Source organism: Pseudomonas sp. GW821-FHT02H09 (genome assembly GCF_059421425.1).
Map to the genome: position 1 here is coordinate 60,720 of NZ_JBWKVA010000013.1, position 25,805 is coordinate 86,524.

Genomic DNA, 25,805 nt, shown 5'->3' on the forward strand with positions numbered 1-25,805 from the left:
GAAAATGGCCGTTGAAGTGATTCTTCCAAAAATTGGCTTTTCAATGACTGAGGGCACGCTGTCGGAGTGGCTGGTGGCTGATGGTGGGCAGGTAAAACAAGGGGAGCCCTTGTTCTCGCTGGAGAGTGACAAATCCACTCAAGAGGTTGAAAGCCCGGCGTCTGGCACATTGAGAATTCGGGTTGCGACTAACGAAACCTATGACGTGGGAACGGTTTTGGCAGTCATCGAATAGCTTACTGATTGCCCTGCGGCGGCGGTCAATCCGCCACAGGGCTTCGATTTTTTAACAGCCCTTAAACCGGGGCTGTCGTCTCTCACGAAACGCCTGCATGCCCTCGGCATGGTCCTCGGTATATAGAGTCAGCAGATCGTAGGCCAACGACGTTTCAAAAGCGCCACCGATCAGCTGTTTCAGTAGCAGATTCACCGAGAGTTTGGCGTATGAAACGGCCAGGGGTGCACCTTGCGACAACCGAAGCGCCATTTGCTCGACGAAGTCATCGAGCTTGTCATTGTCAACGCAATGGTTGATCAATCCCATGTCTGCCGCTTTGCGCGCCGTAATGGTATCGCCCGTCATCAAATATTCCTTGGCTCTGTTGAAACCGATCAACAAAGGCCAGAGCGCCGCACCGCCATCACCTGGCGCGATACCGGCCTTGACGTGGGAGTCGCAGAAAACTGCATCCTCGCCGGCGATCACGATGTCTGCAGCCACGGCTATGCTCGCGCCGAGCCCATATGCCGGCCCCCGGACTTTGGCGATGATCGGCTTCTCGAAATCCAGCATGCTCCAAAACAATCGGCGCGCTCCCCGAGTGCGTGGGCGATTTGGTGGTTGCTGCTGATCCTGTGTTATGTCCTGCGCGCTGAAGTCCGCGCCCGTGCAGAACGCCTCACCTGCACCGGTCAAAATCACTGCGCGTACGTGGTCATCCGAGTCGAGGTCGTCCCATACGCGCTCAAGGTCGCGATGCATCTGCCAGGTAAGTGCGTTTTTCCGCCGCGGATTGGTGATGGTTACGACAGCGATTCCGTTCTCCTGCTTGCTGACGCTGATCAACTCGTTAGGGGTAGTTTCCGGCATGTGATTCTCCTGGCGTTTTTTGTGATGGCAGGCATTCAGATCAATTCAAACGTTTATGTACGTCGCCGTGTGCAGAGTGCTCCAAATACGCTCAAAACACTGTTATTTCCGAGGCTACAGGGGGCTTTACGGCTTAAGTCGATATTAATGCAGTTGGTTGACTCAATCAATTGATTGATTTAGTATCGATTCATGCAATTTAGAAATTGCGACTCCCAAGAAGCCCCCAGAGGACTCGTTATGCGGCGGTACGTTGACCTGTCGATTTGCATCGAGAATGAAATCATTAGTGACCCGCCTTTTGCGATCCCGGAAATCACCTACATGGATCATTCGCAAACTATCGGGCGCATGCAGCATTTCTTTCCTGAGCTCGAGCCCGGCAATTTGCCTGAAGAAGCGGCATGGGCGATTGAAAGAATCAAGCTGACTACCCACAACGGCACGCACATGGATGCGCCCTATCATTTTCATCCGACCATGAATCACGATTTGGTCGAGGGGGGCGAGCCCGCAGCGACGATCGACGAAATTCCGCTGGACTGGTGCTATCGGCCCGGCGTGAAACTGGACTTCCGCCATCTGCCTGACGGCTACGTGGTAACCGCACAGGACGTCGAGGAAGAGCTGGCACGCATCGATTGGCAGCTGTCGCCCTTTGACATTGTTCTGGTGAATACCCGGGCCGGGTCTCGCTACGGCCATGATGACTATCTCAAGGTCGGTTGTGGCATGGGGCGCGACGCAACCCTCTATTTATTGGAGCGCGGCGTGCGAATCACCGGGATCGACGCATGGAGTTGGGATGTGCCTTTTCAGTACACCAGTGAACGCGTAGAGCAGTCGGGTGACTACTCACTGGTTTGGGAGGGGCACAAGGCGGGACGCGAGCGAGCTTATTGCCACATGGAAAAGTTGCACAACCTAGAGGCTTTGCCCTCGACTGGATTCCAGGTGGTGTGTTTTCCGATAAAGATCAAGAAGGCTTCAGCCGGGTGGACCCGTGCAGTGGCCATCTTGAATGACTGAGCCGACAACAACGTTGATGAGTGGAGTGAACACATGTCCTTAGGAAATGCGAAAACCCAACCTGTGCGCCAGGTCTATGACGGCCCGATCTTCGATGCTGACACTCACCTTTTCGAGGCGTCGGACGCGTTCGTTAAATATCTTCCAGCCGAGTTGAAGGAAAAGTACACGATCGAATTTCGCATGGCGGAGGACGGTCGTCATGCGCTACACGTAGGCGATCGCAAAGTCGAGATCACTGCAGACCACTATGGCGATGGCAAGGTGCCGACGCCGGGCAAGCTTCACGAGTGGCTACGCGCGATCAAAGATGGCAAATCCGACATCGATCTGCGGGTCGAGATGACCCCCGACATGATCAATCCGGCGGATCGCGTGAAGAAGCTCGACGAGTGGGATGTGCGCTCGAGCATTCTTTTCATCGGCCACATGCTGGCAGCGCTCACTTATCTTGAAGGTGTGGAAGAGACGTACAAAGTACTCAACGCCTACAACGCCTGGATGCGTGATCACTGGACGTTCAACTACGACAACCGGATTTTCGCCGCGCCAGTGGTCACCCTGGAGAACCTGGATCTGGCCATCGAACAGGTGAAGTGGTGCATCCAGGAGGGCGCGCGCGTCATCCTCATGCCGATGGGGCCCTACAATGGTCGCGCACCTGCGCACACCGACCATGATGCGTTCTGGCAACTGGTCAACGACGCTGAAGTACGGGTCGTCTTCCATGTTGGCGAAGCTATGTACATGAAAGATCACATGGCAGTCTGGGGCGAGCGGATGCAACAGTCGCGGATGAAGCAGACCGCGTTCAACTGGATGATCGCCTACGGTGAGCGTCCGGTTGTTGAAACACTTTCCAGCTTTATTTTCTGGAACTTCTTCGAGCGGTTTCCGAAGATCAAGTTGCTGTCGGCAGAAAATGGTGCGGAATGGGTGCCTGACATGCTGGTGAAGATGGACAAGGTGCGCGGTATTGCGAAAAACGGTCATTGGCCGGCCGGGCAACTGAAGAAGCGTCCCAGCCAGATCTTCCTCGAAAACATTGCAGTGGTCGCATACCCGGAAGACGACATCAAAGGCATCATCGAGCAGACCGGTGCCTATAACTGGCTGCTCATGGGTTCTGATTACCCGCATTCCGAGGGTGTTGAAACTCCGCAGGTTTTTGCCCAGGAAGCCTGCGCTGAACTCACGCCCGAGCAGACTCGCGCGATCATGTATGAAAACGGCATGCGGTTTATGGACTTGCCGTACTGAGCAGCTCCCCAACGCCACAGGGATGTGGCACCTGATTTTGTGGGCGCTGATCGCACCTGCGGGAGGGATAGGCGTGCCAGCGTCAATTGGGGTCGGCAGGAGTGTTTGCAATCATCCTGAACGACACACTGCACGAGTACCACAGAACAAAAACAACAAGCATTGCACTAGGGCACATATTGATATTTCCAGCATGCGCGCCCTTTGCCACCACGAGGTCTGCCGTTCATGTTCTCAGGTAAATTGTTCCGGCTGTTGGCACTAGCGGTTCTGGTCACGGGGGTTGCCGGGTGTGATCGGGAACCGGAAAGTACAGCGCTTCTTCGCGACGACAGCAACGGTTCCGATTGGGCAAACTACGGGCGCACCTTCGGCCAGCAGCATTTCAGCCCGTTGAAAGATGTCAATACAGGCTCGGTAAAACGGTTGAACCTAGCCTGGTATCGTGATCTGCCAACGGGCAACAGTGTCAGCGAACCGATAGCGGTCGATGGCGTGCTCTATTACGTCCAGGGCCAAGCAGTCGTTCATGCCGTAGACGCGGCCACGGGCAAGGAACTTTGGGTCCACGATCCAAAGGTGGCCGAAGCGGCAGGGCCTAAGTTGCGTTATGCCTGGGGCTCGCGGGGGCTGGCCTGGTGGGGTGGCAAAATCTATGTCGGTACGATGGATGGGCGGCTGATCGCTATCGACGCCAAGACTGGTTCGCAAGTCTGGAGCGTGATGACTATTGATCCCAATGGATTCAACTACATCACCGGTGCGCCCCGTGTGTTTAATGGCAAGGTCGTGATCGGATTCGGTGGTGCCGACGTGAGTCGTGCGCGCGGCTACGTGACCGCCTACGACGCTACAACGGGTGAACAGGCATGGCGCTGGTTCGTTGTACCTGGCAATCCGGCTGACGGTTTCGAGAACGATGCCATGGCCATGGCTGCAAAAACCTGGCACGGCAAGTGGTGGGAGCTGGGGGGCGGTGGCACGGTATGGAATGCCATGTCCTATGATCCGGAAACCAACACGCTGATCATCGGTACCGGCAATGGTACCCCTTGGAACCATAAGGCACGTAGCGAAGGCAAGGGCGACAACCTATTCCTGGCATCGATCGTTGCGCTCGATGGCGATACCGGCCAATACAAATGGCACTATCAGATCAACCCTGGCGAGAGCTGGGATTATACGGCCACCCATGACATGGCATTCGCCGAGATTATGGTGGATGGCAAGCCACGCAAGGTGCTGGCTACAGCGCCAAAAAACGGCTTTTTCTATGTCATCGATCGCCTCAATGGCCAATTGATTTCGGCAGAGCCTTTTGCCAAGGTCAACTGGGCCAGCAAAATTGACATCAAAACTGGTCGGCCGGTTGAAAATCCTCAGGCACGCTATCCAGAAAACACTGAGTTCACCATCTGGCCCAGCTCACGCGGCGCCCATAGCTGGAACCCCATGGCTTTTAGCCCGGAAACCGGTTATGCCTACATCCCCGTTCTGGAAAAATCTTCGGTCTGGTCGAACTTCGGACTAAAGGGTGATGCGTGGAAAGCCATGCAGCCGAACGGTACAGGGCAGACAGCGGCTATCGAGTCGTATCCGGAAAGCAGTGACCCGCTCGATGGCACAACCAAGCTACTGGCGTGGGATATCCAGAACCAGAAAGCCGCCTGGTCACGGCCTATGCCAGGGCCTCAGGCTGGCGGTGTGATGGCTACTGCGGGAGGGTTGGTATTCAGTGGCAGTCTGGACGGCACCTTCAACGCTTATGCCGCGGATACCGGTCAGTTGGCTTGGAGCTTCCAGGCAGGGGCACCGATCATCGCGCCCCCTATTACCTATCGGGCGGGCAATATCCAGTACATCTCAGTGCTGACGGGGCAGGGTACTAGTGCTGCGTTGATTGGCAAGCCCATAGAACCGTATGCGCGTGATTACCACGCGATGCAACGGCGTGTCCTGACCTTTGCCATAGGAGGTAATGCGGTGCTCCCGGAAACGGTTGTAGCGCCTGTGCCGCTGCCCGAAGATCCAACCTACGCTGCGCAACCGGAAAGCGGCCTGCGCGGAGAAATGACCTACCTGTCGAACTGCGCGGTCTGTCACGGCTACAACGTGATCAGCTCAGGGTTTGCACCGGACCTACGCAAATCGTTCTTCCCGCTATCTGCCGAGGGCTTTGCCGGAGTCGTCAAAGAAGGACTGTTGCTGAGCAATGGAATGCCGAAGTTCGGCGAGTTCAAGCCCGATCAACTTCAGGATCTTCGTCAGTACATTCGCAGCCAGGCCGACCTACTGCGTCAGCAGCACCTTGCACAAGGCGCAACGGCGGACGAGGGCGGTGCCGGAAGCCTTTGAGGATTGAAGTTTGATTTTCAACGTATCAGCAGCACATGCGCACAGGAGCAATTTATGGATTTGGCATTGAGCGTGGCCGATGAGCAGTTTCGGGCCGAGGTGCGTCGCTTCCTGGTAGAGCATCTGCCTTCGGATATTGCCGAGCGCCAACGCAACATCATGACACTGACGTCCGATACACAGGATACGCTTCGCTGGATGGGCATCCTCGCGGAAAAAGGCTGGTCGGTACCTCACTGGGAACCGGCATATGGTGGTACTGGCTGGACGCCGCTTCAGATGCATATTTTCTCCGAAGAACTGAACCATGCGGATGCACCGGAATTTCACTGGGTCAGTACGCATATGGCCGGCCCGATAATTTACAAGTTCGGTTCGCCACAACAAAAGGAGAGGTTCCTGCCAGCAATCCGCGAGGGCGAATACATCTGGTGCCAAGGATTCTCGGAGCCCGGCTCGGGCTCGGATCTTGTCAGTTTGAAAACCACCGCAGTGCTGGAAGGTGATCATTATCGCGTTAATGGGCAGAAGATCTGGACCAGCGGTGCTTTCGAAGCACAGTGGGGCTTCTTCCTGGTGAAATCCGAACAGCACGCCAAGCCTCAGCAGAACATCTCGTTCCTGCTGATCGATATGCAGAGCCCCGGCATTACGGTGCGGCGTATCCCGCAGATCAGCGGCGAGGCCCATGTGTGCGAGGTATTCCTGGAAGATGTGCTGGTTCCTGTCGAGAACCTCGTGGGCGAGGCGGGCCACGGCTGGAGCTATGCAAAGGCGTTGCTCGAACATGAGCGGACAGTGAGTTCTTTCGTCTACTTCAATAAACGAGAGCTCAGGCGAGCCAAGGAGCTGGCAGCGATCGAGTACCAGGACGGCAAGCCGCTACTTGAAAATCCGGAGTTTCGCATGCGCCTGGCGCAACTTGATGCGCAGGTGACTGCACTGGAGTGGTCGGTGTTGCGCGTATTGGGGAACGAGCACAGTTCCTATGGGCCGATGATCGCGCCCTCGATCCTGAAAGTTACGGGTTCACGCCTGCAACAGGCGATCACGCAGTTGCAGGTCGATATGCTGGGTGTTCGCTCCATTCGTTACTTTGACCCGCACCTGATTGATGGCGAATACGATTCGCGATGGCCCGGGCATGTACGTGGTCGAATGAGCGCCGCGCTGACAGCCCGCGCGTCGACCATCTACGGCGGAACCGAGCAAATCCAGAAGAACATCTTAAGCAAGACAGCCTTCAATTTCTAAGGGTCATCTAATGTACTTCAATCTCACTGATGAACAAGCCATGGTGCGTGCCAGTGCTGAACGCCTGGTGAAACAGTTCGGTGTACTGGAACGCCGACGTGAGAGGATCAGCCGTGGCGAAGGCGATGACGGTCAGCTCTGGTCGCAAATGGTTGAGCTTGGGTGGCCTGCGTTATGTATCCCCGAAGAGGAGGGCGGGCTAGGCGGCACCATGACCGACGTGGCGCTGTTGTTGGTCGAATTAGGGCGTGGAATGTGCACATCTCCGATCCTCTCCAGCGCTGTATTGTGTGCTCGGCTTCTCGCTGATTCAAAATGGAGCGGGCGTACAGATTGGGTTGAAAGCGTAATATTGCAGGGCGCACGGCTTGCATTCGCACACCTAGAACCGGGTGAACGTATGGAGACGGTTGCGCCGCGGAACACAACTTACGAAGTGGTGAATGGACGCTATCGTCTCAATGGCAAGAAGCTGTTGGTGATGGATGGCGATGGCGTGCAGGCGTATCTAGTGACAGCCTCTTCAACCGACCGCTCGCAGTCGCTGATTGCGATGGTCCCGGCTGATGTCGTCGGCCTGTCTATTCAGGGGTACTCCTTGATCGACGGTACCCGCGCAGCAGACCTTACCCTGGACAACCTCGAACTGGACGAACTCAATATCGTCGCGCGTGGAGAGATTGCCGCGCTACTGATCGAGGATGCCCAGGCACGTGTCACGGTTGCCGCACTTGCTGCAGCCGTTGGGTCGATGGAGGCCTGTCTGGAGTTGTGCAGCGAGTACCTGAAGGTGCGTACACAATTCGGCCAGCCAATCGGCAAGTTTCAGGTTTTGCAGCACACTATGGCGGACATGCTAGTCGAGGCGCATAACGCGCGCTCCATGCTGTATTACGCCTTATCGAAATTCGATTTGGGCCGAAGTGTGCGTCAGGCGGCTATTTCGGCTGCCAAACTGATCATCGGTCAGGCCGGTCTCATGGTTTCCAGTTCAGGTATACAACTGCATGGTGGTTATGGCCTGACAGACGAGTTCGCCATCGGCCATCATCATCGCTTTCTCTGTCGAATCGAGAAATGTCACGGTGATACGCATGTTCACGTCAAGCTCTTGGGTGACTTAGTTCTGGGGGGGGCGACGTGTCGCCGATATCTCAATTCCAGGCACACTCATACGCTCAGGCCGACCTGCGAAGCATAGAGGTCGGAGTATGAAGCTGGCCTCTCTGCGACAAGGGCGCGACGGCAGATTGATCGTTGTCAGTGGCGACCTGGCTTTCTATACGCCTGCCGATCATATAGTAGCTACGCTGCAATCGGCGCTGGATGACTGGTCTAACATCGCACCCCGATTGCGCCAACTTTCAGTTGAGCTGACGGGGGGTGAGGCACCTTCTTATCCGCTGGATCAATCAGAACTGGCTGCTCCACTGCCCCGGGCTTATCAATGGGTTGATGGATCGGCTTACGTCAATCATGTGGACCTCGTCAGGAAGGCTCGCGGGGCGGAAATGCCAGAGTCGTACTGGGTCGAGCCACTGATGTACCAAGGTGCATCCGATGAAATGCTTGCTGCACGGTCGGGCATTGTGCTCGCAGACGAAACCTGGGGTTGTGATTTCGAAGGGGAGGTCGTGGTGGTGACGGGTGACATCCCGGCAGGTGCAAGTAGGGAGCAAGCGTTGCGAGGCATCGTCCTCGTAGGCCTTCTCAATGACGTTTCGTTGCGTTCATTGATCCCGACGGAACTGGCCAAGGGTTTTGGTTTTGTCCAGTCCAAGCCCGCTTGTGCTGTCTCGCCGGTCTTCGTGACACCTGAAGAGCTTGGCGATCGCTGGCGTGACGGTAAGCTGCACGGTCCCTTGAATGTCGAGTTCAATGGCGCATCATTCGGGTGCGCCGACGCCGGAATCGACATGACCTTCGATTTCGGCGAGCTGATCGCCCACGTCGCCAGGACCCGCAATCTCGTGGCGGGAACAATGGTTGGTTCGGGCACGGTCTCCAATCGGGGCCTAGATGGCGGACCGGGTGCAACTATAGCCGAGGGTGGGCAGGGCTACAGTTGCATTGCTGAAATCCGCTCCGTTGAGACACTGTTGCGCGGCGAGCCTCTGACACCCTATCTGAAGCGTGGCGACAAAGTCCGGATCTGGATGAATGACAATCAAGGACGCACGATCTTCGGTGCGATTGAACAGTCGGTTGTCAGTCGTGAGTAGCTTGTCAGTGAGTGGTAGGCGGGCCAGTTATGGATAGCTATCCATAACTGGCCCGCCTACTGGTGCTTCATTACCTCAGCATGGCCTTTCCATCTTTACTCACGTTTACCCAGGCTCCCGTAGCATTCGATTGATACAGCGCATCCACCAAGTGCTGGACTTCCATTGCGCGAGCGAATCCGGGCAAGGGTTCACTGCCGGTGCGAATGGCCTGAACAAACCCATAGAAAATCCGTGTCAGCGACAAATGCTGGCCACCAATTGCCGCGTCTGGAGGGGGCTGAGAAATCAGGCGGTCACCTACCGACAGCAGGTGTGCTGGGACCTCGACGAGATCACCGGAGGGGGACATCGTCGGCATGCCCTTTGATGCATACAGTTCTGCCGAAGTCATATCTGGGTAGCGTAGCGCACTGAGTTTTAAACGCCCCTTACTGCCCAGCACTTCGAGTGTGAAGCCTGGGCTGTCGGCGGCAGTCCACGACGTCACTAAACTTCCTGATGCACCGTTGGTAAATTTTAGTAGTGCGTGGCAGGTGTCTTCGGTTTCGACGGGCATCACACCTTCGCCCGGCACATTCCAGTGCTTGAGTTTGGTATCTAGATTGGCTACGACGGAGGTGATGGGGCCAGCGATGTGGCGAATGGCATGGAGCATGTGCGAACCGAAGTTTCTCGCGACGCTGACGCCGAGGCCTGACTTGCGGAACCATGAATACGAAAAGCCGGGAATGATCTCCAGGTAAAGGGCAAGCTGCCAAGAGCAGTTGACTTGATAAATCTCGCCCACGTAATCGTCGTCGATCATCTCTTTCATCAAGGCAAGATGAGGAAGCCCCATGATACTGGCGGCTGCCGCACCAACGACACCCTGGCTTTGTTGCAGCTCGACCAACTCTGCAGCGGCTGCTCCGGAGGTCGCGAACGGCAACTGGTTAAGCACATGCTTACCGCTCTTGAGCGCCGCTGTGACGATCTTTTCCCTCAGTACGGGCGTTGTTCCGGCATCAATAATATCAATGTGCGGATCGGCGCACATTGCTTCGTAGCTCCAAAATGGACGCGGTACTTTGAACTGAGCCGCCGCGACCTCGGCGGTCTCTTGGCGCGAGGTACAAATCGCTACAACCTCGACGTCCTCATGCAGCTCGCGCCAGGCTGGTAAATGCGCCATCGCACCCCAGTTGGCGCTGACGATGCCGACTCTGAGTTTTTCCTGTTCTTTCATTGTCATTTTCCAGGTCAATGCCGGCCATTCAGCGCCCGGCAGGTTTTTGAACGAGAGATCAATCCGTGCAGTAGGCGCACAACTTGTTACCGGAGGGGTCACGCAGGTAAGCCATGTAGTACCGGGCGCCGAACGCTTCTCGAATACCTGGAGGGTTTTCGCAGCTGGTGCCACCGTTGCCCACCCCGGCGCTATACCAATCGTTTACCTGATTTGGGGAGTGGCAGGTGAAGCCGATAGTGCCACCATTGGCGTAGGTGGCTGGCTGGCCATCGATGGGAAGGGTAGCAATGAAAGAGATCCCGTTCTGTTGATACATCACCCGAGCGTCATCAGAGAAAGAGCTCGTGATACCAAGGGCCCCCAAGACTGCGTCATAAAAGGTTTTGGCGCGGGAAACATCATGTGCGCCGACTACGACATGACTGAACATTTTACATCTCCTGATTTTTGTTGATGAGATGATGATTCAATCATTTGGTTGAGTCAATTAACTGATTGACACAATGCCGGTCACCTAGTTAGTGTTTGACCAAGATTGCAGGAACACACGGACTGATGCAGCCGAGTCCTGTCCACAACAAAAATAAGAGTGAACACCGATGCCAGAGGGAAACTACAGCTTCCTGAACGATCTCACGCCCACCTCGACAGAAGTCGCTCGGCCCCTGATGGTTGGGACCGCCAAAGATGTCAGCTGGGATCTGGAATGTGACGTGCTGGTGGTTGGCCTGGGGCTGGCCGGTGTGTCGACCATTCTCAAGGCATGCGAGGGTGCGAACCTGCAGATTGTCGGTGTAGACCGCGGTCTGGGTGGTGGTACCAGTGCACAAAGCGGTGGGGTGGTCTATGCCGGTGGTACTCGGGTGCAGCGGGACCTGAATATTGAGGACTCGGCCGAGAACATGGCGAACTACCTCCTTACCGAAACAGGAAGCGCAGTGCCGCCGGACATCGTGCGGCGATTCTGCCAGGCCAGCGCAGAGTTCATTCCTTGGCTGGAGAGTCATGGTGCGCGCTTCGGGGGCCCGCTTACCCACGCCAAGACTTCTTATCCGGCGACCGACTTTCTCTACTTTTCCGGTAACGAACGCTCGGCTGCGGCGCTTGAAAAGGCCGATGCCGCACCGCGCGGACACCGTGCCAAACCACCGGTTGGGGTCGAGCTCAAACCTGGGTCCCAGGTTAGTAGTGGGCCGTTCCTGATGGGGCCGCTGCTCGCCGCGGCTGAGCGGCAAACGAATGTACGTTTGTATCGCCAGAGTCGGGTGACCCGCTTAGTGATCGACGCCGACGGTGCCGTAGCGGGAGCGGAGCTACAACGCATGTCTTCGGGATTGGCTGCTAAGGCTCATGCGTTGTTGTACAGCTTGGGCAGTCATCAGGTCCTGGGCATGCTGGGGTTGTTGGGCCCCGTTCAGCGACTAGCTGCGCGTATCGAGCGCAGCTTTGCGAAGCCTTGCTTGGTCCGTGCGCGGAAAGCCGTTGTGTTAACTGCCGGGGGCTTCACCTATAACCGAGCAATGATGGACAAGACTGCGCCAGCATACCGGGCGTCTATGCCACTCGGGACGATTTCCGACGACGGTTCCGGCATCAAATTAGGGATGACGGCGGGAGGGACGGTCAGTCAGATGAACGTCGTATCGGCGTGGCGTTTTACCTATCCACCGGCCTCCTGGACCAAGTCAATCTCCATCGGCCCGCAAGGGCGACGTCTGGTCAACGAAGAGCTTTATTCGGCCCATGTCGGCAAGGCGGTATTCGAACACGCCGATGCCAAGGCCTGGCTAATTTACGATGCATCCCTGCGGGCCAAGGTTGATGAGGAAGCGGCGAGCAAGGAGCTAGGTTCCATCCTGCGTATGCAGGCGAAGTCTGCACTTCGCAGCTACACGATCAGTGCCCCGACGCTGACAGAGCTGGCGCGCAAGATTGGTGTGCCGGCGCTGAACCTCGTCGAGACGGTGGCTACCCATAACCAGCTAATTGCCAAGGATCAACCTGATGAATTTGGCAAGTCAGAGTCGTTGCGCCGTCCCGTTCTCGAAGCTCCTTACTACGCTACCAACATCGGCGCCCCCCTCAAGTTCTCCCCAATTGGAGCGGTGACCATGGGCGGTTTGGTGCTGGATGATATCACCGGCCAAGTACTTGATGACGCTGGCAAGGTGGTGGTCGGGCTATTCGCTGCGGGTCGCAGTGCAGTGGGAATCTGTTCGAACTACTACGTAAGTGGACTTTCACTGGCCGACTGCATCTGGTCTGGCTGGCGCGCTGCGGAAACGATCAAGGGTAATGGTGGGATCGATGCTTTTACCACCAGTCCTTCAGATGCCGTGACGACTGAGCAGAACGCCAGCCACATTCTCTGACCTAGAAGCGAAGGTGTCCTATGCGTAAGGATGTACATGCGATCAGTGGCGATATTTACGAAGAGATTGGGGACGGTATTGTCCGAGTCGAGAAAGCCAACGGCGATTACGGCGTGTTCTCCGTCGATGGTAATCATCTGGAAGGCGGTCTGACGTCGGCGGACAACCATCTAATTCAATACATCGGTGGTAAAGACCTTCCAGCCGGTAATGATCTGTACTGGGTCTACGCACCAGTCGGTGTCTACAACCGTCCCGGCATGCTTGAGCCATATGATCTGCAAATGCCTCGACAAGTGGCTGCGTATCAGCCGGATCCTGGTTGTATGACAGATCAGGGAATGCGTTCGGCGGGTCACATCGATGTCGACTACTTGCTCGACAAGGATCGGCAGCCCGAGCAAGTGCTAGATGTCTACCGCTTGAAGTCGCCAATGCCAGGAGGGCCCGAGAAGGTCGATGTGCGTTGCTATTACGAGCAAAGCTATCACGACCGTGAGGTCGAGGGGATCTGGAAACGCACTTGGCAGATGGCATGTCGAGAGGACGATATTCCGAACATTGGCGATCATCATGTCTATGAAATCGCTCATCTGTCTTTCTTGGTCGTGCGCACCGGGGAGAATACGTTCAAGGCCCACTACAACGCCTGTCTGCACCGTGGTCGCAAGCTGAAGGAGTGTGATGGCCGAAATGCGAAATTGTTGCGTTGCCCGTACCACGGCTGGAGCTGGAGTCTGGACGGCGCGTTAAAGGAAATTCCTGCCGAGTGGGACTTCCCAGGTGTGCGTGAAGATGTCTCTAACTTGCCTTCAGCAAGGTTGGCTACTTGGGCCGGCTTCATCTTCATCAACCCCGATCCAGAAGCGATTCCTCTTGAGGAATTCCTGGGGCCGGTGATGCTGGCGCATTACGAGAAGTTCAAGCTTCAGAATCGCTTCAAGCAGGCTCATGTGCAGAAGACCATTCAGGCTAACTGGAAGGTGGTAATGGAAGCGTTCATGGAGTCCTACCATGTGATCGCCACACACCCGCAACAGATATTTCTAACCGGCGACATGGCCAACACACCCTATGACGTATTTGGCAATTGGGGGCGTGCTGATCATATTCTGGGGGGCATCAACCGCGGCAGCCCGATGCGCGGCATTTTTCCGGACAAAGAGGAAGCGCTTGCTGCTTATCACATGGCCGCGGACAACGCCCGTGGGTTCCTACGCACGTTGATTGGGGATGAGGTGGAGCAGTACTCCGATGCCGACTTGAACTCCGAAGCCTCGTTCAACGATTTGTTCCCCAATCTGCATCCATGGGGTGGCTTCGCCCGTGTTGTGTTTCGTTTCCGTCCCAATGGCAGCAATCCAGATGAATGCCTTTTCGACGTAATGCTGCTGGGACCATGGCCGGAGGGTAAGCCCAAACCCGCGCCAGCGCCGCTGCGCGTGCTCGGCGTCGACCAGCCATGGACCGAAGCTCCAGAGCTTTTCATGCTCGCAAAAATCCTCGACCAGGATGTGACGAACGTGAAGCGGGTGCAAGAGGGGCTGAAGACGATGAGAGACCCCCATGCCTGGCTCTCGGCCTACCAGGAAGGAAAGATCAGGAACTTCCATCGCAACTACAACGAGGCACTCGCGACGGCGGCTACAGCGGACGAAACGGTTATCGCCAGAAGCCATTAAGCCACGCGCAGACGTGCCTATTCCATATCTGTGATTTGTTAATGTTCCGTGAGAGCCAACATGTCTGATATTTCGAATAACGAGTTGAAAGGTAAGGTCGCGATTGTGACCGGTGCTGCCACTGGCCTGGGCAAGCAGGTCGCGATCAAGTTGGTGGAGGCTGGCGCCCGTATCGCTATCCTGGGTCGCACGCGTCACAAGCTTGAGGCCTTGGCTGACATTTTGGGGCCGGCCGCCTTGCCGGTGGTTGCTGACGTGGCAAACCCGGATCAGGTGCGAGCCGCCTTCAATCAGGTCGATAGCCACTTCGGCCCGGTCGATATCCTGGTCAATAACGCGGCGCTCTACGTTCCGTTCCGTATTGAGGACGCCGACGACCAAGGGCTGATAGACACACTCAACACCAACCTGCTCGGTGCTGCGTTTTGCATCCGGGAAGCCACCAAACGCATGAAGACAAAAGGCCAAGGAGACATCATCAACGTCTCCTCGGAGTCAACCCGAAATCCATTCCCTTACCTGACGGTCTATGCGGCTAGCAAGGGCGGGCTGGAAACCCTTTCCGCCGGTCTGCGAGCAGAGCTTCACGAATACGGTATCCGAGTGGCGGTGCTGCGAGTTGGGCGCATGAAAGGCGAGGACGCCAATGCCAGCCTGGCCAATTGGAAGGAAGGTGAGCTCCAACAAGCACTCGCGCTCTGGGAAAAGACCGGTCACAACGCCTTTACCGGCGCAGGCATGGATACGTCGACTGTAGCTAGCGCGTTGCTGCATGCATTGACCCTGCCTCGTGAAGCCAACATGGACCTGTTTGAAGTCCGCAGCGCCTGATCTCAAACCAATTTTACTGGAGAAAACCATGATCAAGGCAGGTGTAATTGGTTTAGGGCAGATCGGCGGTGGCATTGCCCAGTGCCTGGCGCGTAGCGGAAGCCTGTCGGGGGCGTACGACGTTCGGCCGGAGGCCAGCGCTGGCTTGGAAGGTGTCGGGCCCTGCGCCACAAGTCCTATGGAGCTTGCGCGACAGTCCGACGCAATCATCATCGCGGTGGTCAACGCGCAGCAGGTCCAAGACGTGTTGAGTGGGCCTCAGGGAGTACTAGCGGGAGCTGCCCCGGGTTTTATGATCGTTATCCAGAGCACGCTCTCCATGGCAGATCTGTTGGCTATCACTTCGCTGGTCGGAGACCGGGCGACGGTGATTGATTGCGGCGTGACGGGAGGCGATAAGGCAGCAGCAAATAAGGGCCTGGTGTCGTTGGTGGGTGCACAGCCAGAGGTGTTCGAGCGCATTTATCCGCTGCTTGATCAATGCTCGGGCCGCGTACTGCACATGGGTGGACCGGGTGCTGGCATGGCGGCAAAAATTGCCCGCAATACCCTCGTCTACAACATTTGGCGCGCGGCTTACGAGGCGACTTGCCTGGCTCGTGCGGCAGGCGTGGATATCGGGAAGCTCGCCGAAGCAGTTGACTTTAGTGCGGCAGGCGTAGGGAGCCCGATGCTGTGGATGAATCGCGCTGCACCGGCGGACGTCGATGAACAGGAACTGGGTATTCGACGGCACGTTGCGGGGCTGTTGGATAAAGACCTGTCTGCAGCGCTCGAGCTGGCGGCTGATCTCGACGTGCAGTTGCCTATGGCCACCTTATCACTGCAGTCCGCGCGCAAGCTGGTCCAACTGGAGTACTGAAATGAGCAGGCACAACACGGGCGATGAAGCTCTGGATAGTGGCTTGGACATGATGGACAAGGTGTACGGGCCAGGAATTGCCGATCTTGTTCTTCCAGCTAAAGATCGACCCTACATCGATGAAACCATTCGACACCAGTTTGGGGAGATCTGGAGTCGACCGCATCTTTCTATCCGTGATCGCCGATTGCTGGTGATTGGCGCCACCGCCATGCTGGGACGTGCCGACTTGATCGAGACACAGGTCTATGGGGCACTGTGCAATGGCGAACTGGATGAACAGCAATTAGATGAGGCGGTGCTTCACCTGGCGTTTTACTGCGGTTGGGGCAATGCATCGGCGGTCGCCAGTGGCGTCGAACAGGCAAAGTCTCGCTTCAGAAACAAGGCATAACCTAGAAGATTTTCGAAGTAATAGAGGCCAGCCTCGAGTACTTGTTGAATCAATTGATTGACACAATTAAATCGCCTGTTTGTCTACGGAACTCTTAGGCGGTAGTTGGTCGAGTCTCAACCCTGGAGTTGAAACATGTTTGCATCTCAAGAGACAGAAATTCCATCCAATGTGCCAGAAGCACTGGTGCGTGATTTTGATATGTATGGCCGATTGTCCTGCGATGGTGATTATGCGTCATGGTTTTCCAGGATCAACGAACTTGGTTATCCCGATATCTTCTGGACGCCAGCCAACGGTGGGCACTGGGTTGTCACGCGCGGCAAGATGCTCAGGGAAGTATTGAGTAATGCCGAACTGTTTTCCTCACGCATCCTCATCGTACCGAAAGAGCGCATGTTGTCCCCTGCACCGGTGCCCATCACCCTTGATCCACCGGATCACAGCAAGTATCGCGTCATTCTCAACCCATACTTTTCACCAAAGGCCGTCGGTCCGATGGGCGATAAAGCTGCAGAGCTTACCCATGCTCTGATCGATGGCTTTGAGCAGTCTGGACAGTGCGAGTTTATGGGCCAACTCGCCTACCACTTGCCGATCGCGATCTTCATGGAAATGGCCGGGCTGCCCGCACATGACCGGGAGATGCTGCTGGCCCTGGTTGAGGAGATGATCCGCCCGACTAACGTCGAGAGTAACGAAGCGGGCGCAGCGCTGTCAGCCTATGCCCGCGAAGCTGTGCGACTGCGCAGGCTTAACCCAGGTGATGACCTGCTCAGCAAGCTTTCGCAGGACAAAGTGAACGGAGAACTCCTGACCGAGGACGAGCTCACCGGCTTAACCATGCTGTTGTTTTTGGGGGGGCTCGATACTGTGGCCGCCGTGCTTGGCTTCACGATGAATTACCTCGCGCGCAGCCCTCAAAAGCGTCGCGAGTTGATGGAGAAGCCTGAACGCATACCAAAAATGGTTGATGAATTGCTTCGCCGTTTCCCGGTATCCACCCTGGCGCGAATCGTTGCGCGTGACGAAGAGTTCAACGGCGTTCAACTTCGTGAAGGCGACATGGTCGTGGTCCCAACAATGGCCCACTGCATGGATGCGAGTGAGTTCGCCAATCCGACAGAGGTCGATTTTGATCGCCCGCAGGGTTTCCACGGTGCATTCGGCGATGGGCCTCATCGTTGCCTGGGTTCCATGCTGGCACGTGTCGAACTGAACGCATTCTTGCGTGTCTGGCTGACCCGACTTCCCGATTTCCGTGTCAAGCCTGGCGCTCAACTGACCGTAGACCGGGGCAATGTGTCTGCGCTACATGACCTGCCGCTTGAGTGGGATCTGAAATAGACAACGCTGCGTCGCAAGGTTTCTACCTCGATAACAACAATGGCTTGGTCGATGACGACCATCTGGGTGAGGGAACAACGATGAAATTCAATAATAAAGTGGCGATCGTAACCGGGGCTGCACAAGGCATCGGAGAAGAGTACGCGAAACGGCTGGCCCGCGAAGGTGCTGCGGTAGCCGTGGCCGACATGAATGAGGAAAAGGGGCGGGCAGTTGCCGCGGCGATCAACGCCAGTGGTGGTCGTGCGATCTTCGCTGGTGTCGACGTGTCATCCGCTCACTCCTGCATCGAACTGGCTGCGGTCGTTGAGCGCGAGTTGGGCGGAATCGATTTTCTCGTCAACAACGCTGCGATCTTTGCCGGCATGCGCTACGAAACGCCATTGACAGTCGATCTGGACTATTACCGCCGTTTCATGGAAGTGAACATGAACGGCGTGCTCTATATGAGCCGTGCGGTCGTGCCTCATATCGTCAAACGCGGTGGCGGCGTCATCATTAATCAGTCCTCTACTGCAGCCAACATGGATGCCACGGCCTCCTGTTTCTACTACGCACTGTCCAAATTGGGCGTGAACGGCCTGACATGTTCCCTGGCGGCCGAGCTGGGTGCCAGCGGTATTCGGGTCAATGCCGTATCGCCAGGTCCAACGCAAACCGAAGCGCTGGCTGCTGTGCCCAAGGAGCACCTGGACCATATCGTCGCAACCCTTCCATTGGGCCGCCTCGGGAAGACAGAAGACATCGCCAATATGGTGGTTTTTTTGCTGTCGGAAGAGGCCAGCTGGATCACCGGCAAGATCTTCTCGGTCGACGGCGGCCAGATTCGTCACGCGCTGTAGGGCGTGTTCACTCATTCCTTGAGTCCTTGTTCAACTTCGAGAATATTCACATGAGTGCAATTCCTTACACCGACCTGCAGTGTCTATATATCGACGGTCAGTACCGCAAGCCGCTGAGCAACCAGTACGAAAATGTCGACAACCCTGCTACCGAAGAAGTCATCGGTAAAGCTCCAGTGGCTGGCGCGGCAGATGCCACCGCGGCGATTGCTGCAGCCCGTAACGCTTTCGATAACGGCCCTTGGCCGCGTATGACGATGAAAGAGCGCTGCGCCATCATGCTGCGCTTTCGTGACGCATTGCTGCGACATGAGCAGGATGTGCGCAAATTGCTGCTCGCAGAGGTGGGGTCTACCCAGTTGCTGCTAAACGGTCCGCAGTTTTGCGGCGCTATCGAGGCCATAGAGCGTTGCGTTGAATTGGCCGAACGCATCCGCCCCGAGCCCACCGATGTGGTGGTTACTCCCAGCATCTTCGACCCTTCTGCAGCCGGTACTTTGGGTGGTGGTGTTACCTACCGTGATCCATATGGCGTAGTGGCGGGTATCAGTCCATACAACTTCCCGCTGTTGGTCTCCATGACCAAGATCGCACCGGCACTTGTAGTGGGGAATTGCCTGGTACTCAAGCCTTCGCCATTTACTCCATTCTCCACACTGATGCTCGGCAAGATTGCTGATGAGGCTGGGCTGCCACCAGGCGTGCTCAACATCATTACTGGTGGCGCAGAGGTCGGTGGACTGATGTGTTCAGACCCGCGAGTGGACTTGGTCAGCTTCACCGGCTCGGAGACCGTGGGCAAGGCAGTGGCTGCCCAGTCAGCGCAGACGCTCAAACAGGTCCATTTGGAGCTCGGCGGCAAGTCTGCGCTAATTGTCCGGCACGATGCAGATGTCTTTGCCGCGGCTGCGTTGGCCAGCTACGGGTTCACCGTACATGCAGGCCAAGGCTGTGCAATCCTTTCTCGCTTTATCGTTCACAACTCGATCCGCAAAGAGTTCGTCGAGGCGATGAAGACGATACTCAGTCAGATCAAAGTAGGTGATCCGGCCGAACCGGATACGGTAGTGGGCCCACTCATCTCCAATGCGGCTCGAGAAAAAGCAGAGTACTTCACCGATGTCGGACAAACCGAAGGTGCCAAGTTGGTATTCGGTGGGCGCAGACCTGCGCACCTCAAGCAAGGATACTTTTTCGAGCCAACATTGTTTGACGATGTCAACAATCGATCGAGCTTGGCGCAGGAAGAAGTTTTCGGACCTGTAGGTGTTGTAATCGGCTACGACCACGACGATGAAGCGGTCGCTATGGCCAACGATTCAGTTTACGGACTGTCGGGCGGTATCCAGTCGCGCGATAAAGTGCGTGCATTTGAAATGGCCAAGCAATTGCGCACAGGCGACGTACGCATCAACGGCGGAACGGGAGGGCTATATCTTCCAGGGCCGTTCGGTGGCTACAAACGCTCGGGTGTGGGCAGGGAGTTCGGGCCGGAATGGCTGGATACCTACCTGCTTAAAAAGTCCATTCAATATCCCGTAGGTTGAGTACGCAAATGAAAAGATGGCAGTGTTTTTTCTGTGGATATGTTTACGACGAAACCGATGGATGGCCGGATGAAGGAATTCCCGCCGGTACCCGTTGGGAGGACGTGTCAGACGACTGGATGTGTCCTGAGTGCGGCGCGGCGAAAAGCGATTTCGCGATGATCGAAATCGACTGAATTCGCGTCTCAGTAAGCGGTGTGGATAGGGCTTGCTGCGATTGTCATCGTGCAAGCCCTCCATCAACGTGGAAACCGTCGAGAGGTTCAATGTGGCACGCGATTATTTTTTTGAAGACATGCCAATAGGGTTCTATCGCGAAGGTGGCGAGTACCTGGTTAGCGAAGCGGAAGTGGTGGATTTCGGACTCCGTTTCGACCCTTTGCCGGTTCATATCGACCCTGTTGCGGCTGCCGCCAGCCCGTTTGGCAAACTGATCGCCTCAGGTTGCCATATCCTCGCGATCGCCACCCGCCTGACCTATGAACTGAACGAAGACAATCGATTCCACTACATCTGCGGCATGGGATTCGACGAAGTACGATTCCTTAAACCAGCCTACGTGGACGACGTGTTATCGGTGCGACTTGAGGTCATCGGCAGTCGTCGCAGCGAAAGCAAGCCGGACTGCGGCATTGTCACCTTGCAACAAACGATCAGGAATCAGACTGGTGAAGTGATTGCCACGCTCAAAGGTCTCGCCTGGACAGCCTGCCGGCCGGCTACCTGAGCGGCTATCTTCTCTTCGAAACAACCCGAACACAGAAGTGATCATCATGAACACGGATGAAGGTGAAGTACGCAACATCAGTCATGTAGTCATTCACAGCAGTGACCTCATGCGTTCGATCGATTACTACAAATTGCTGGGTTTCAATGTGAACCGAATCATTAGTACTGATCCTGCCATGCATACGGATATCAATGATCTACGGACTATTCCATTGAATCAAACGAGCGCCGGTGACTTTTACTGTGTGGGGCTCAGCTTGGGCAAGGAGCCTAGAGCTATCACCGCCCTGGAGCTCATGGAGTGGAAGTCTCCGGAGAAAATGTCGCGTTCACCAAAACCAGAAAGCAGCCTTGGAGTAGTACGGATCGCGCTCAATGTCACCAACGTCATGGGCATTCGTGAGCGGCTGAATCTGCATGGGTACTTGGTGGAGTATGTCGAGCGTATGCAGATATCTTCGACGCTCAGTGCCGCATTCGTGAACACCTATGACCCTGACGGAAATTGGTTGTCGTTGATGGAGTGGATCAAGCATCCACCGCAATGACTGGATCGCTTCATGCCGGCTGACCGGCGATATGCATATCGATTAAGCATTCAAGGTATACGCCAAAATGAACAATCTCGTGTCGACGTCCGCTCCAGCGCCTGTGTGCGCTTTAACCCCTGGATATCTGCCGACGATCCCCAACATGTTGCATCATGCCTGTGATGTCTTGGGCAATCAGACCTGGTTGGTACGGGGTGAGGAGCGAGTCAGTTTTCGCGAAGCCGAGCGACGCTCGGCCCGTCTGGCTTTGGCACTTCTTGAGGCCGGAATTGGCAAAGGGAGTCGCGTGGCAGTGGTGTTGCCAGATGGTCCTGATTGGGTCATCGCCTGGCTCGCTTGCAGCCGCATAGGTGCCGTATTCGTGCCGATGAGCACGCTTAGCACTTCGCGGGAACTCGGTTGGCTACTCAAGCATTCCGACGCCGCGCTGTTGATAATCGCGCGGGATTTTCTTCGTCATGATTATGCTGACCGGCTTCAGGAGATCTTTCAGGACCTGGCACCCGGACGGGAGCAATACCTATGGCATGCTCCGCTGCTGCGCCGGATCGTCATGTTGGGGGCGCAGGTGCCGGCTTGGGCTATTGCCTATCCTGCATTTCTCCAGTTTGAGAGTAAAACTCTTGATATACGCTTTTTGAAGAATGTCGAAGCACAAGTAACACCTGCAGATATCGGCACCATAATTTATACCTCGGGTACCACCGCCGACCCTAAGGGCGTCGTCCACTCCCAAGGAGCAATGGTCCGCCACAGCTACGCCTTGCATTCGCTTGAGGGGCGCGTTCCGGGCGAAAAGGCACTCAATGCCATCCCTTTATTCTGGGTCGGAGGGTTCATCTTCCAAATGATGAAGAGCCTGCACGCTGGCTGCACCATGATCACCCCGCAATCCCGAGACATCGGTGACATCATTGCGTTGATCAAGAAGGAACGTATCGGTCTTCTGGACGGGTGGATGGATGGTTTTGACAAGATGCGTGAACATCCTGACTTTCGCGAGGAAGACTTCCGCTTTGTAAAACCGGCGCTGGCACCCTTTGGATTTCGCGCTCCATTAGGCGCTGATGGGCAGCGAGTTCCATTAAATCGACTACCCAACTCCCTTGGTCAGTCGGAGACACTCGGTCCTCATACCAAGGCGCCTAGCGGCACCTTGCTCAAGGCTCACCAGGTCGGATCGTTCGGGTTCGGCATTCCAGGTTTGCAGCATCTGATCATTGATCCGGAAACGGGGGCGGAGTGCCCGCGTGGCCAACCTGGTGAAATCTATATCCGCGGCTATGCGGTGATGCAGGGTTATTACAAGAAAGAGCGTGAGGAGTGCTTTACCGCCGAGGGCTTCCATCGCAGTGGTGATAATGGCTATTTCGATGAAGAAGGGCACCTTTACTTCCTGGGTCGCCGTGGAGAAATGATCAAGACAGCCGGCACCAATGTCTCTCCGCGGGAAGTCGAATCAGTGATGATGCGTTTGCCGTACGTGGCGGAGGTGGCGGTTCTGGGTCTTGCAGACGACAAGCTGGGGGAGGTGGTGGCAGCAGCGATTGTCCTCAAGAATGCGGCTCATGAACTGGATGTTCCTGCTTTGCACGCATACCTGAAAAAGGAACTATCGCACTACAAGATGCCGCGCCGTTATGCACTGTTGGCTGCAGAAGATATGCCCCGAACCAGTGGCGGAAAAGTCAAAAAGAGCGAGCTTCTCAAAAGCGTCGAGTTCACAGGACGCATCGAAGGTTGATGGCAAATCGGCCAGCACCAGTCACTCCAGCGGGCGAGAGGGATCATGGATAAGCAACATTGCGTCATCATCGGGGGAAGCCACGCCGCTAGCCAGTTGGCCGCCAGCCTGCGTCAGGAAGGTTGGGAAGGTATGGTTACCCTTGTCAGTGCCGAACCGCTACTGCCTTACCAGCGCCCGCCGCTGTCCAAGGGCTATCTAGCTGGCAGCAAGAGCTATGAAGACCTGCTCATTCGTCCTGCCAGTTTTTACGAGAAAGAACGAATTGATCTGCTGTTAGGTACTCGGGTTGAATCGATCGACCGCGACCGCCGCATAGTGATCCTGCATGACGGGGCTGAAATTCCATACACAAAACTAGCATTGGCCACTGGCGCGCGTGTGCGACGTATTCATGTGCCTGGGGCTGACCTGGAGGGCGTGCTATACCTGCGCGAACTGAAGGATGTTGACCGCATCCAGCAGTTTGTCGCGCCAGGTAAGTCGGCTGTCATTGTCGGTGGCGGATATATCGGCCTAGAGACGGCAGCCTCCCTTCGCCAATTGGGCATGCATGTGACAGTCCTGGAGGCGATGCCACGAATCCTTCAACGCGTCACTGCGCCTGAGGTTTCGGAGTTCTTCGCACGCATCCATAAGGAAGAAGGCGTCCGCCTGATGACCGGAGCTGCCGTAACGGGATTCTACGGGAGCAAGTCCGTGGAGCGGGTGGTGCTCGCCTCGGGAGAAGAGCTAAAGGCCGATCTTGTCATCGTCGGTATTGGTGTAGTTGTCGAATCTGATTTGGCACAACACTCGGGTGTGGTTACCGATGATGGGATCTGCGTTGATGAATATGCACGTACCAGTGACCCCGACATTGTTGCGGTCGGCGATTGCACCCGACATTTCAACATCCTATACGGTCGCCAGTTACGCCTCGAGTCGGTGCAAAACGCAATGGATCAGGCTAAAGTCGCGGCGAAGACTTTATGTGGAAAGTTGGAACCCTATAACGCGCTGCCGTGGTTCTGGTCGGAGCAGTACGACGTAAAACTTCAGATCGCGGGGCTTTCGCAAGGCTATGACCGGGTAGTAATTCGAGGGGATTGGGAAACCGGGCGCAGCGTCGCGGTGTTCTACTTCCTAGGTGAAAAGCTGCTGGCTGTCGATGCGATGAGTCGCCCCAAGGAGTTCATGCTGTCGCGTCGTGCGCTGACTGAGCGCAGAACGGTGGACCCAGCACTATTGGCGGATGACTCAGTGCCGCTGCAAGCGATCTTCAACGGCTGAAAAGCTAGTCACGCGTTAAGGGTGGAAAACAGTATATGCCAGTAGTTACATTCATAACCCATGATGGCCAAACCCGGGATGTACAAGTAAAAAACGGCAGCAGCATCATGCAGGCGGCGCTGGACAATGGCATCGATGCCATCCTCGGCGAATGCGGGGGCACCTGTAGCTGTGCTACTTGTCACTGCTACATTGACGAGGCATGGTTTGAACGGGCAGGGGCACCTGGTGCGTCGGAAAGTGCCATGATCGATTGTGCACTGGAGCCTTTGGAAACTAGTCGTCTGGGCTGTCAAGTCTTCGTAACCGATGAACTGGACGGAATCGTGGTGCGGTTGCCAGAATCTCAGTTCTAAGCAAGCGAACGTGCTTACGCAGGAAGAGAATATGCGTGAGCGGTAGAGGGTAGTGGGAGTGACTTTGAAGAATCAACTGGGCCAGAAGATGGGCCGCAAAGGGCAGATAACGCGGCGAAGGATCGTGGAAAAGACCCGATCTCTCATTGCTGTCAGCTCCTACAATGAGCTCAATAGCACCGAGGTGGCCCGAGAAGCGGGTGTTTCGGTTGCCACCTTTTATACCTATTACAAAGATCTAGATGACTTACTGCTTGACTGCGTGATGGACGTCCTGGTCGAAAGCGATAGCATATTCGAAGACCTCAAAGACAATTGGAGCCAGGCCGAACTCCCGCTCCATATGGCACGTTTTGTAGAACATTACATGGACTATTGGGATAGGCATCGGTACGAATTGCGTATCTTATGCATCGAGTCCGACCGGGGAAAGCCGCAGTTCATCCGTTTACGAGTCGATCTCTCAAATCGAATCATCGAAGCGCTAGGTGCACAGTTTAAAAAATCCCGCCCGTCGCTGACTAACCACTACATGCTAGCGTCGGTCATATACACGTCGATGGAGCGTCTCGCTTCGTTAGATCAGAACATGTTGGCATCGTTTGCCAACCGCGAGTTGTCGTCCGGTTTGCACGTGATGACGCGAGAGGCCGTCAACGCAGCCATCGCTGATATTCTGGTCTTGATCGGCCTGCATTCATCGTCGTAGCCATCTTACCTGGAGTGGCCTGAAAGGGCTCTCCACAACCCCCTTTTAGCTTTCAGCCGCTAGCGAAAAAATCGCTAAATCATTTCGGTCAGGTTGGAAGTCAATCGATTTATACAATCAGTTGAT

General features: G+C 55.8%; 25 protein-coding genes. 22 read left to right on the forward strand and 3 right to left on the reverse strand.

Going from position 1 to position 25,805, the window contains the following annotated elements; all coding sequences use genetic code 11:
* Positions 1–4: 4 nt before the first annotated feature.
* On the forward strand, positions 5–235 hold the full coding sequence (locus AC07VR_RS18270; protein WP_495012074.1) for a biotin/lipoyl-containing protein: 231 nt from the start codon (positions 5–7) through the stop codon (positions 233–235).
* A 51-nt stretch (positions 236–286) separates the two neighbouring features.
* On the opposite strand, the gene AC07VR_RS18275 is transcribed toward AC07VR_RS18270, so the two are convergent.
* Positions 287–1,090 carry an enoyl-CoA hydratase/isomerase family protein gene (locus AC07VR_RS18275; protein WP_495012075.1) on the reverse strand — a complete coding sequence of 268 codons (804 nt, stop codon included), beginning with the start codon at positions 1,088–1,090 and terminating at the stop codon, positions 287–289.
* A gap of 240 nt (positions 1,091–1,330) precedes the next feature.
* Between AC07VR_RS18275 and AC07VR_RS18280 the strand changes: the two genes are divergently transcribed.
* The 6 genes from AC07VR_RS18280 to AC07VR_RS18305 all read left to right on the forward strand — a co-directional run bounded on the left by AC07VR_RS18280 (position 1,331) and on the right by AC07VR_RS18305 (position 9,210).
* Positions 1,331–2,119 (forward strand): cyclase family protein, encoded by a 789-nt coding sequence (locus AC07VR_RS18280; RefSeq protein ID WP_495012076.1) that lies wholly within the window; start codon positions 1,331–1,333, stop codon positions 2,117–2,119.
* A gap of 33 nt (positions 2,120–2,152) precedes the next feature.
* Entirely contained in the window at positions 2,153–3,379 is a 1,227-nt protein-coding gene (locus AC07VR_RS18285) for an amidohydrolase family protein (protein ID WP_495012077.1), read from the forward strand.
* Between the two features lie 228 nt (positions 3,380–3,607).
* Positions 3,608–5,734 carry a PQQ-dependent dehydrogenase, methanol/ethanol family gene (locus AC07VR_RS18290; RefSeq protein ID WP_495012078.1) on the forward strand — a complete coding sequence of 709 codons (2,127 nt, stop codon included), beginning with the start codon at positions 3,608–3,610 and terminating at the stop codon, positions 5,732–5,734.
* A gap of 54 nt (positions 5,735–5,788) precedes the next feature.
* On the forward strand, positions 5,789–6,988 hold the full coding sequence (locus AC07VR_RS18295; RefSeq protein WP_495012079.1) for an acyl-CoA dehydrogenase family protein: 1,200 nt from the start codon (positions 5,789–5,791) through the stop codon (positions 6,986–6,988).
* A 10-nt stretch (positions 6,989–6,998) separates the two neighbouring features.
* The gene (locus AC07VR_RS18300) at positions 6,999–8,189 is read left to right on the forward strand and encodes an acyl-CoA dehydrogenase family protein (protein ID WP_495012080.1); all 1,191 of its coding nucleotides are present in this window, start codon (positions 6,999–7,001) and stop codon (positions 8,187–8,189) included.
* A 10-nt stretch (positions 8,190–8,199) separates the two neighbouring features.
* The gene (locus tag AC07VR_RS18305) at positions 8,200–9,210 is read left to right on the forward strand and encodes a fumarylacetoacetate hydrolase family protein (protein WP_495012081.1); all 1,011 of its coding nucleotides are present in this window, start codon (positions 8,200–8,202) and stop codon (positions 9,208–9,210) included.
* 70 nt (positions 9,211–9,280) lie between these two features.
* On the opposite strand, the gene AC07VR_RS18310 is transcribed toward AC07VR_RS18305, so the two are convergent.
* Positions 9,281–10,438, reverse strand: coding sequence for a Gfo/Idh/MocA family protein (locus tag AC07VR_RS18310; RefSeq protein ID WP_495012082.1), 1,158 nt, complete (start codon positions 10,436–10,438; stop codon positions 9,281–9,283).
* Between the two features lie 58 nt (positions 10,439–10,496).
* The gene (locus AC07VR_RS18315) at positions 10,497–10,871 is read right to left on the reverse strand and encodes a VOC family protein (protein WP_495012083.1); all 375 of its coding nucleotides are present in this window, start codon (positions 10,869–10,871) and stop codon (positions 10,497–10,499) included.
* Positions 10,872–11,040: 169 nt separating this feature from the next.
* On the opposite strand from AC07VR_RS18315, the gene AC07VR_RS18320 reads away from it, so the two are divergent.
* From AC07VR_RS18320 to AC07VR_RS18390, 15 genes are all read left to right on the forward strand, one after another.
* Positions 11,041–12,813: an FAD-binding protein gene (locus AC07VR_RS18320; RefSeq protein ID WP_495012084.1), complete on the forward strand. Its 1,773-nt coding sequence runs from the start codon at positions 11,041–11,043 to the stop codon at positions 12,811–12,813.
* A 20-nt stretch (positions 12,814–12,833) separates the two neighbouring features.
* Positions 12,834–14,495, forward strand: coding sequence for an aromatic ring-hydroxylating oxygenase subunit alpha (locus AC07VR_RS18325; protein ID WP_495012085.1), 1,662 nt, complete (start codon positions 12,834–12,836; stop codon positions 14,493–14,495).
* A 60-nt stretch (positions 14,496–14,555) separates the two neighbouring features.
* A complete protein-coding gene (locus AC07VR_RS18330) occupies positions 14,556–15,326 on the forward strand; it encodes an SDR family oxidoreductase (RefSeq protein ID WP_495012086.1) in 771 nt (256 codons plus the stop codon).
* Between the two features lie 28 nt (positions 15,327–15,354).
* Complete coding sequence (locus AC07VR_RS18335; protein ID WP_495012087.1) at positions 15,355–16,188, forward strand: NAD(P)-dependent oxidoreductase; 834 nt, start codon at positions 15,355–15,357, stop codon at positions 16,186–16,188.
* A 1-nt stretch (position 16,189) separates the two neighbouring features.
* Positions 16,190–16,582: a carboxymuconolactone decarboxylase family protein gene (locus AC07VR_RS18340; protein WP_495012088.1), complete on the forward strand. Its 393-nt coding sequence runs from the start codon at positions 16,190–16,192 to the stop codon at positions 16,580–16,582.
* Between the two features lie 135 nt (positions 16,583–16,717).
* Positions 16,718–17,929 carry a cytochrome P450 gene (locus AC07VR_RS18345; protein ID WP_495012089.1) on the forward strand — a complete coding sequence of 404 codons (1,212 nt, stop codon included), beginning with the start codon at positions 16,718–16,720 and terminating at the stop codon, positions 17,927–17,929.
* Positions 17,930–17,973: 44 nt separating this feature from the next.
* Positions 17,974–18,771: an SDR family oxidoreductase gene (locus AC07VR_RS18350; RefSeq protein WP_495012090.1), complete on the forward strand. Its 798-nt coding sequence runs from the start codon at positions 17,974–17,976 to the stop codon at positions 18,769–18,771.
* A 50-nt stretch (positions 18,772–18,821) separates the two neighbouring features.
* Positions 18,822–20,318 (forward strand): aldehyde dehydrogenase family protein, encoded by a 1,497-nt coding sequence (locus AC07VR_RS18355; protein WP_495012091.1) that lies wholly within the window; start codon positions 18,822–18,824, stop codon positions 20,316–20,318.
* An 8-nt stretch (positions 20,319–20,326) separates the two neighbouring features.
* Entirely contained in the window at positions 20,327–20,494 is a 168-nt protein-coding gene (locus tag AC07VR_RS18360; protein WP_495012092.1) for a rubredoxin, read from the forward strand.
* Between the two features lie 32 nt (positions 20,495–20,526).
* Entirely contained in the window at positions 20,527–21,045 is a 519-nt protein-coding gene (locus tag AC07VR_RS18365; protein ID WP_495012093.1) for a MaoC/PaaZ C-terminal domain-containing protein, read from the forward strand.
* Between the two features lie 46 nt (positions 21,046–21,091).
* On the forward strand, positions 21,092–21,595 hold the full coding sequence (locus AC07VR_RS18370; protein WP_495012094.1) for a VOC family protein: 504 nt from the start codon (positions 21,092–21,094) through the stop codon (positions 21,593–21,595).
* 67 nt (positions 21,596–21,662) lie between these two features.
* Positions 21,663–23,342 (forward strand): class I adenylate-forming enzyme family protein, encoded by a 1,680-nt coding sequence (locus AC07VR_RS18375; protein ID WP_495012095.1) that lies wholly within the window; start codon positions 21,663–21,665, stop codon positions 23,340–23,342.
* Positions 23,343–23,387: 45 nt separating this feature from the next.
* On the forward strand, positions 23,388–24,614 hold the full coding sequence (locus AC07VR_RS18380; protein WP_495012096.1) for an NAD(P)/FAD-dependent oxidoreductase: 1,227 nt from the start codon (positions 23,388–23,390) through the stop codon (positions 24,612–24,614).
* A 35-nt stretch (positions 24,615–24,649) separates the two neighbouring features.
* Positions 24,650–24,970: a 2Fe-2S iron-sulfur cluster-binding protein gene (locus AC07VR_RS18385; protein WP_495012097.1), complete on the forward strand. Its 321-nt coding sequence runs from the start codon at positions 24,650–24,652 to the stop codon at positions 24,968–24,970.
* Positions 24,971–25,034: 64 nt separating this feature from the next.
* A complete protein-coding gene (locus tag AC07VR_RS18390) occupies positions 25,035–25,679 on the forward strand; it encodes a TetR/AcrR family transcriptional regulator (protein ID WP_495012098.1) in 645 nt (214 codons plus the stop codon).
* The last annotated feature ends 126 nt before the right edge of the window (positions 25,680–25,805 follow it).

Coding starts and splice junctions, on each gene's coding strand:
- AC07VR_RS18320 (WP_495012084.1), top strand. CDS start 11,041: ATGCCAGAGGGAAACTACAGCTTCCTGAACGATCTCACGCCCACCTCG.
- AC07VR_RS18300 (WP_495012080.1), top strand. CDS start 6,999: ATGTACTTCAATCTCACTGATGAACAAGCCATGGTGCGTGCCAGTGCT.
- AC07VR_RS18285 (WP_495012077.1), top strand. CDS start 2,153: ATGTCCTTAGGAAATGCGAAAACCCAACCTGTGCGCCAGGTCTATGAC.
- AC07VR_RS18295 (WP_495012079.1), top strand. CDS start 5,789: ATGGATTTGGCATTGAGCGTGGCCGATGAGCAGTTTCGGGCCGAGGTG.
- AC07VR_RS18310 (WP_495012082.1), bottom strand. CDS start 10,438: ATGAAAGAACAGGAAAAACTCAGAGTCGGCATCGTCAGCGCCAACTGG.
- AC07VR_RS18360 (WP_495012092.1), top strand. CDS start 20,327: ATGAAAAGATGGCAGTGTTTTTTCTGTGGATATGTTTACGACGAAACC.
- AC07VR_RS18325 (WP_495012085.1), top strand. CDS start 12,834: ATGCGTAAGGATGTACATGCGATCAGTGGCGATATTTACGAAGAGATT.
- AC07VR_RS18290 (WP_495012078.1), top strand. CDS start 3,608: ATGTTCTCAGGTAAATTGTTCCGGCTGTTGGCACTAGCGGTTCTGGTC.
- AC07VR_RS18385 (WP_495012097.1), top strand. CDS start 24,650: ATGCCAGTAGTTACATTCATAACCCATGATGGCCAAACCCGGGATGTA.
- AC07VR_RS18380 (WP_495012096.1), top strand. CDS start 23,388: ATGGATAAGCAACATTGCGTCATCATCGGGGGAAGCCACGCCGCTAGC.
- AC07VR_RS18305 (WP_495012081.1), top strand. CDS start 8,200: ATGAAGCTGGCCTCTCTGCGACAAGGGCGCGACGGCAGATTGATCGTT.
- AC07VR_RS18340 (WP_495012088.1), top strand. CDS start 16,190: ATGAGCAGGCACAACACGGGCGATGAAGCTCTGGATAGTGGCTTGGAC.
- AC07VR_RS18280 (WP_495012076.1), top strand. CDS start 1,331: ATGCGGCGGTACGTTGACCTGTCGATTTGCATCGAGAATGAAATCATT.
- AC07VR_RS18345 (WP_495012089.1), top strand. CDS start 16,718: ATGTTTGCATCTCAAGAGACAGAAATTCCATCCAATGTGCCAGAAGCA.
- AC07VR_RS18330 (WP_495012086.1), top strand. CDS start 14,556: ATGTCTGATATTTCGAATAACGAGTTGAAAGGTAAGGTCGCGATTGTG.
- AC07VR_RS18275 (WP_495012075.1), bottom strand. CDS start 1,090: ATGCCGGAAACTACCCCTAACGAGTTGATCAGCGTCAGCAAGCAGGAG.
- AC07VR_RS18335 (WP_495012087.1), top strand. CDS start 15,355: ATGATCAAGGCAGGTGTAATTGGTTTAGGGCAGATCGGCGGTGGCATT.
- AC07VR_RS18315 (WP_495012083.1), bottom strand. CDS start 10,871: ATGTTCAGTCATGTCGTAGTCGGCGCACATGATGTTTCCCGCGCCAAA.
- AC07VR_RS18355 (WP_495012091.1), top strand. CDS start 18,822: ATGAGTGCAATTCCTTACACCGACCTGCAGTGTCTATATATCGACGGT.
- AC07VR_RS18375 (WP_495012095.1), top strand. CDS start 21,663: ATGAACAATCTCGTGTCGACGTCCGCTCCAGCGCCTGTGTGCGCTTTA.
- AC07VR_RS18270 (WP_495012074.1), top strand. CDS start 5: ATGGCCGTTGAAGTGATTCTTCCAAAAATTGGCTTTTCAATGACTGAG.
- AC07VR_RS18370 (WP_495012094.1), top strand. CDS start 21,092: ATGAACACGGATGAAGGTGAAGTACGCAACATCAGTCATGTAGTCATT.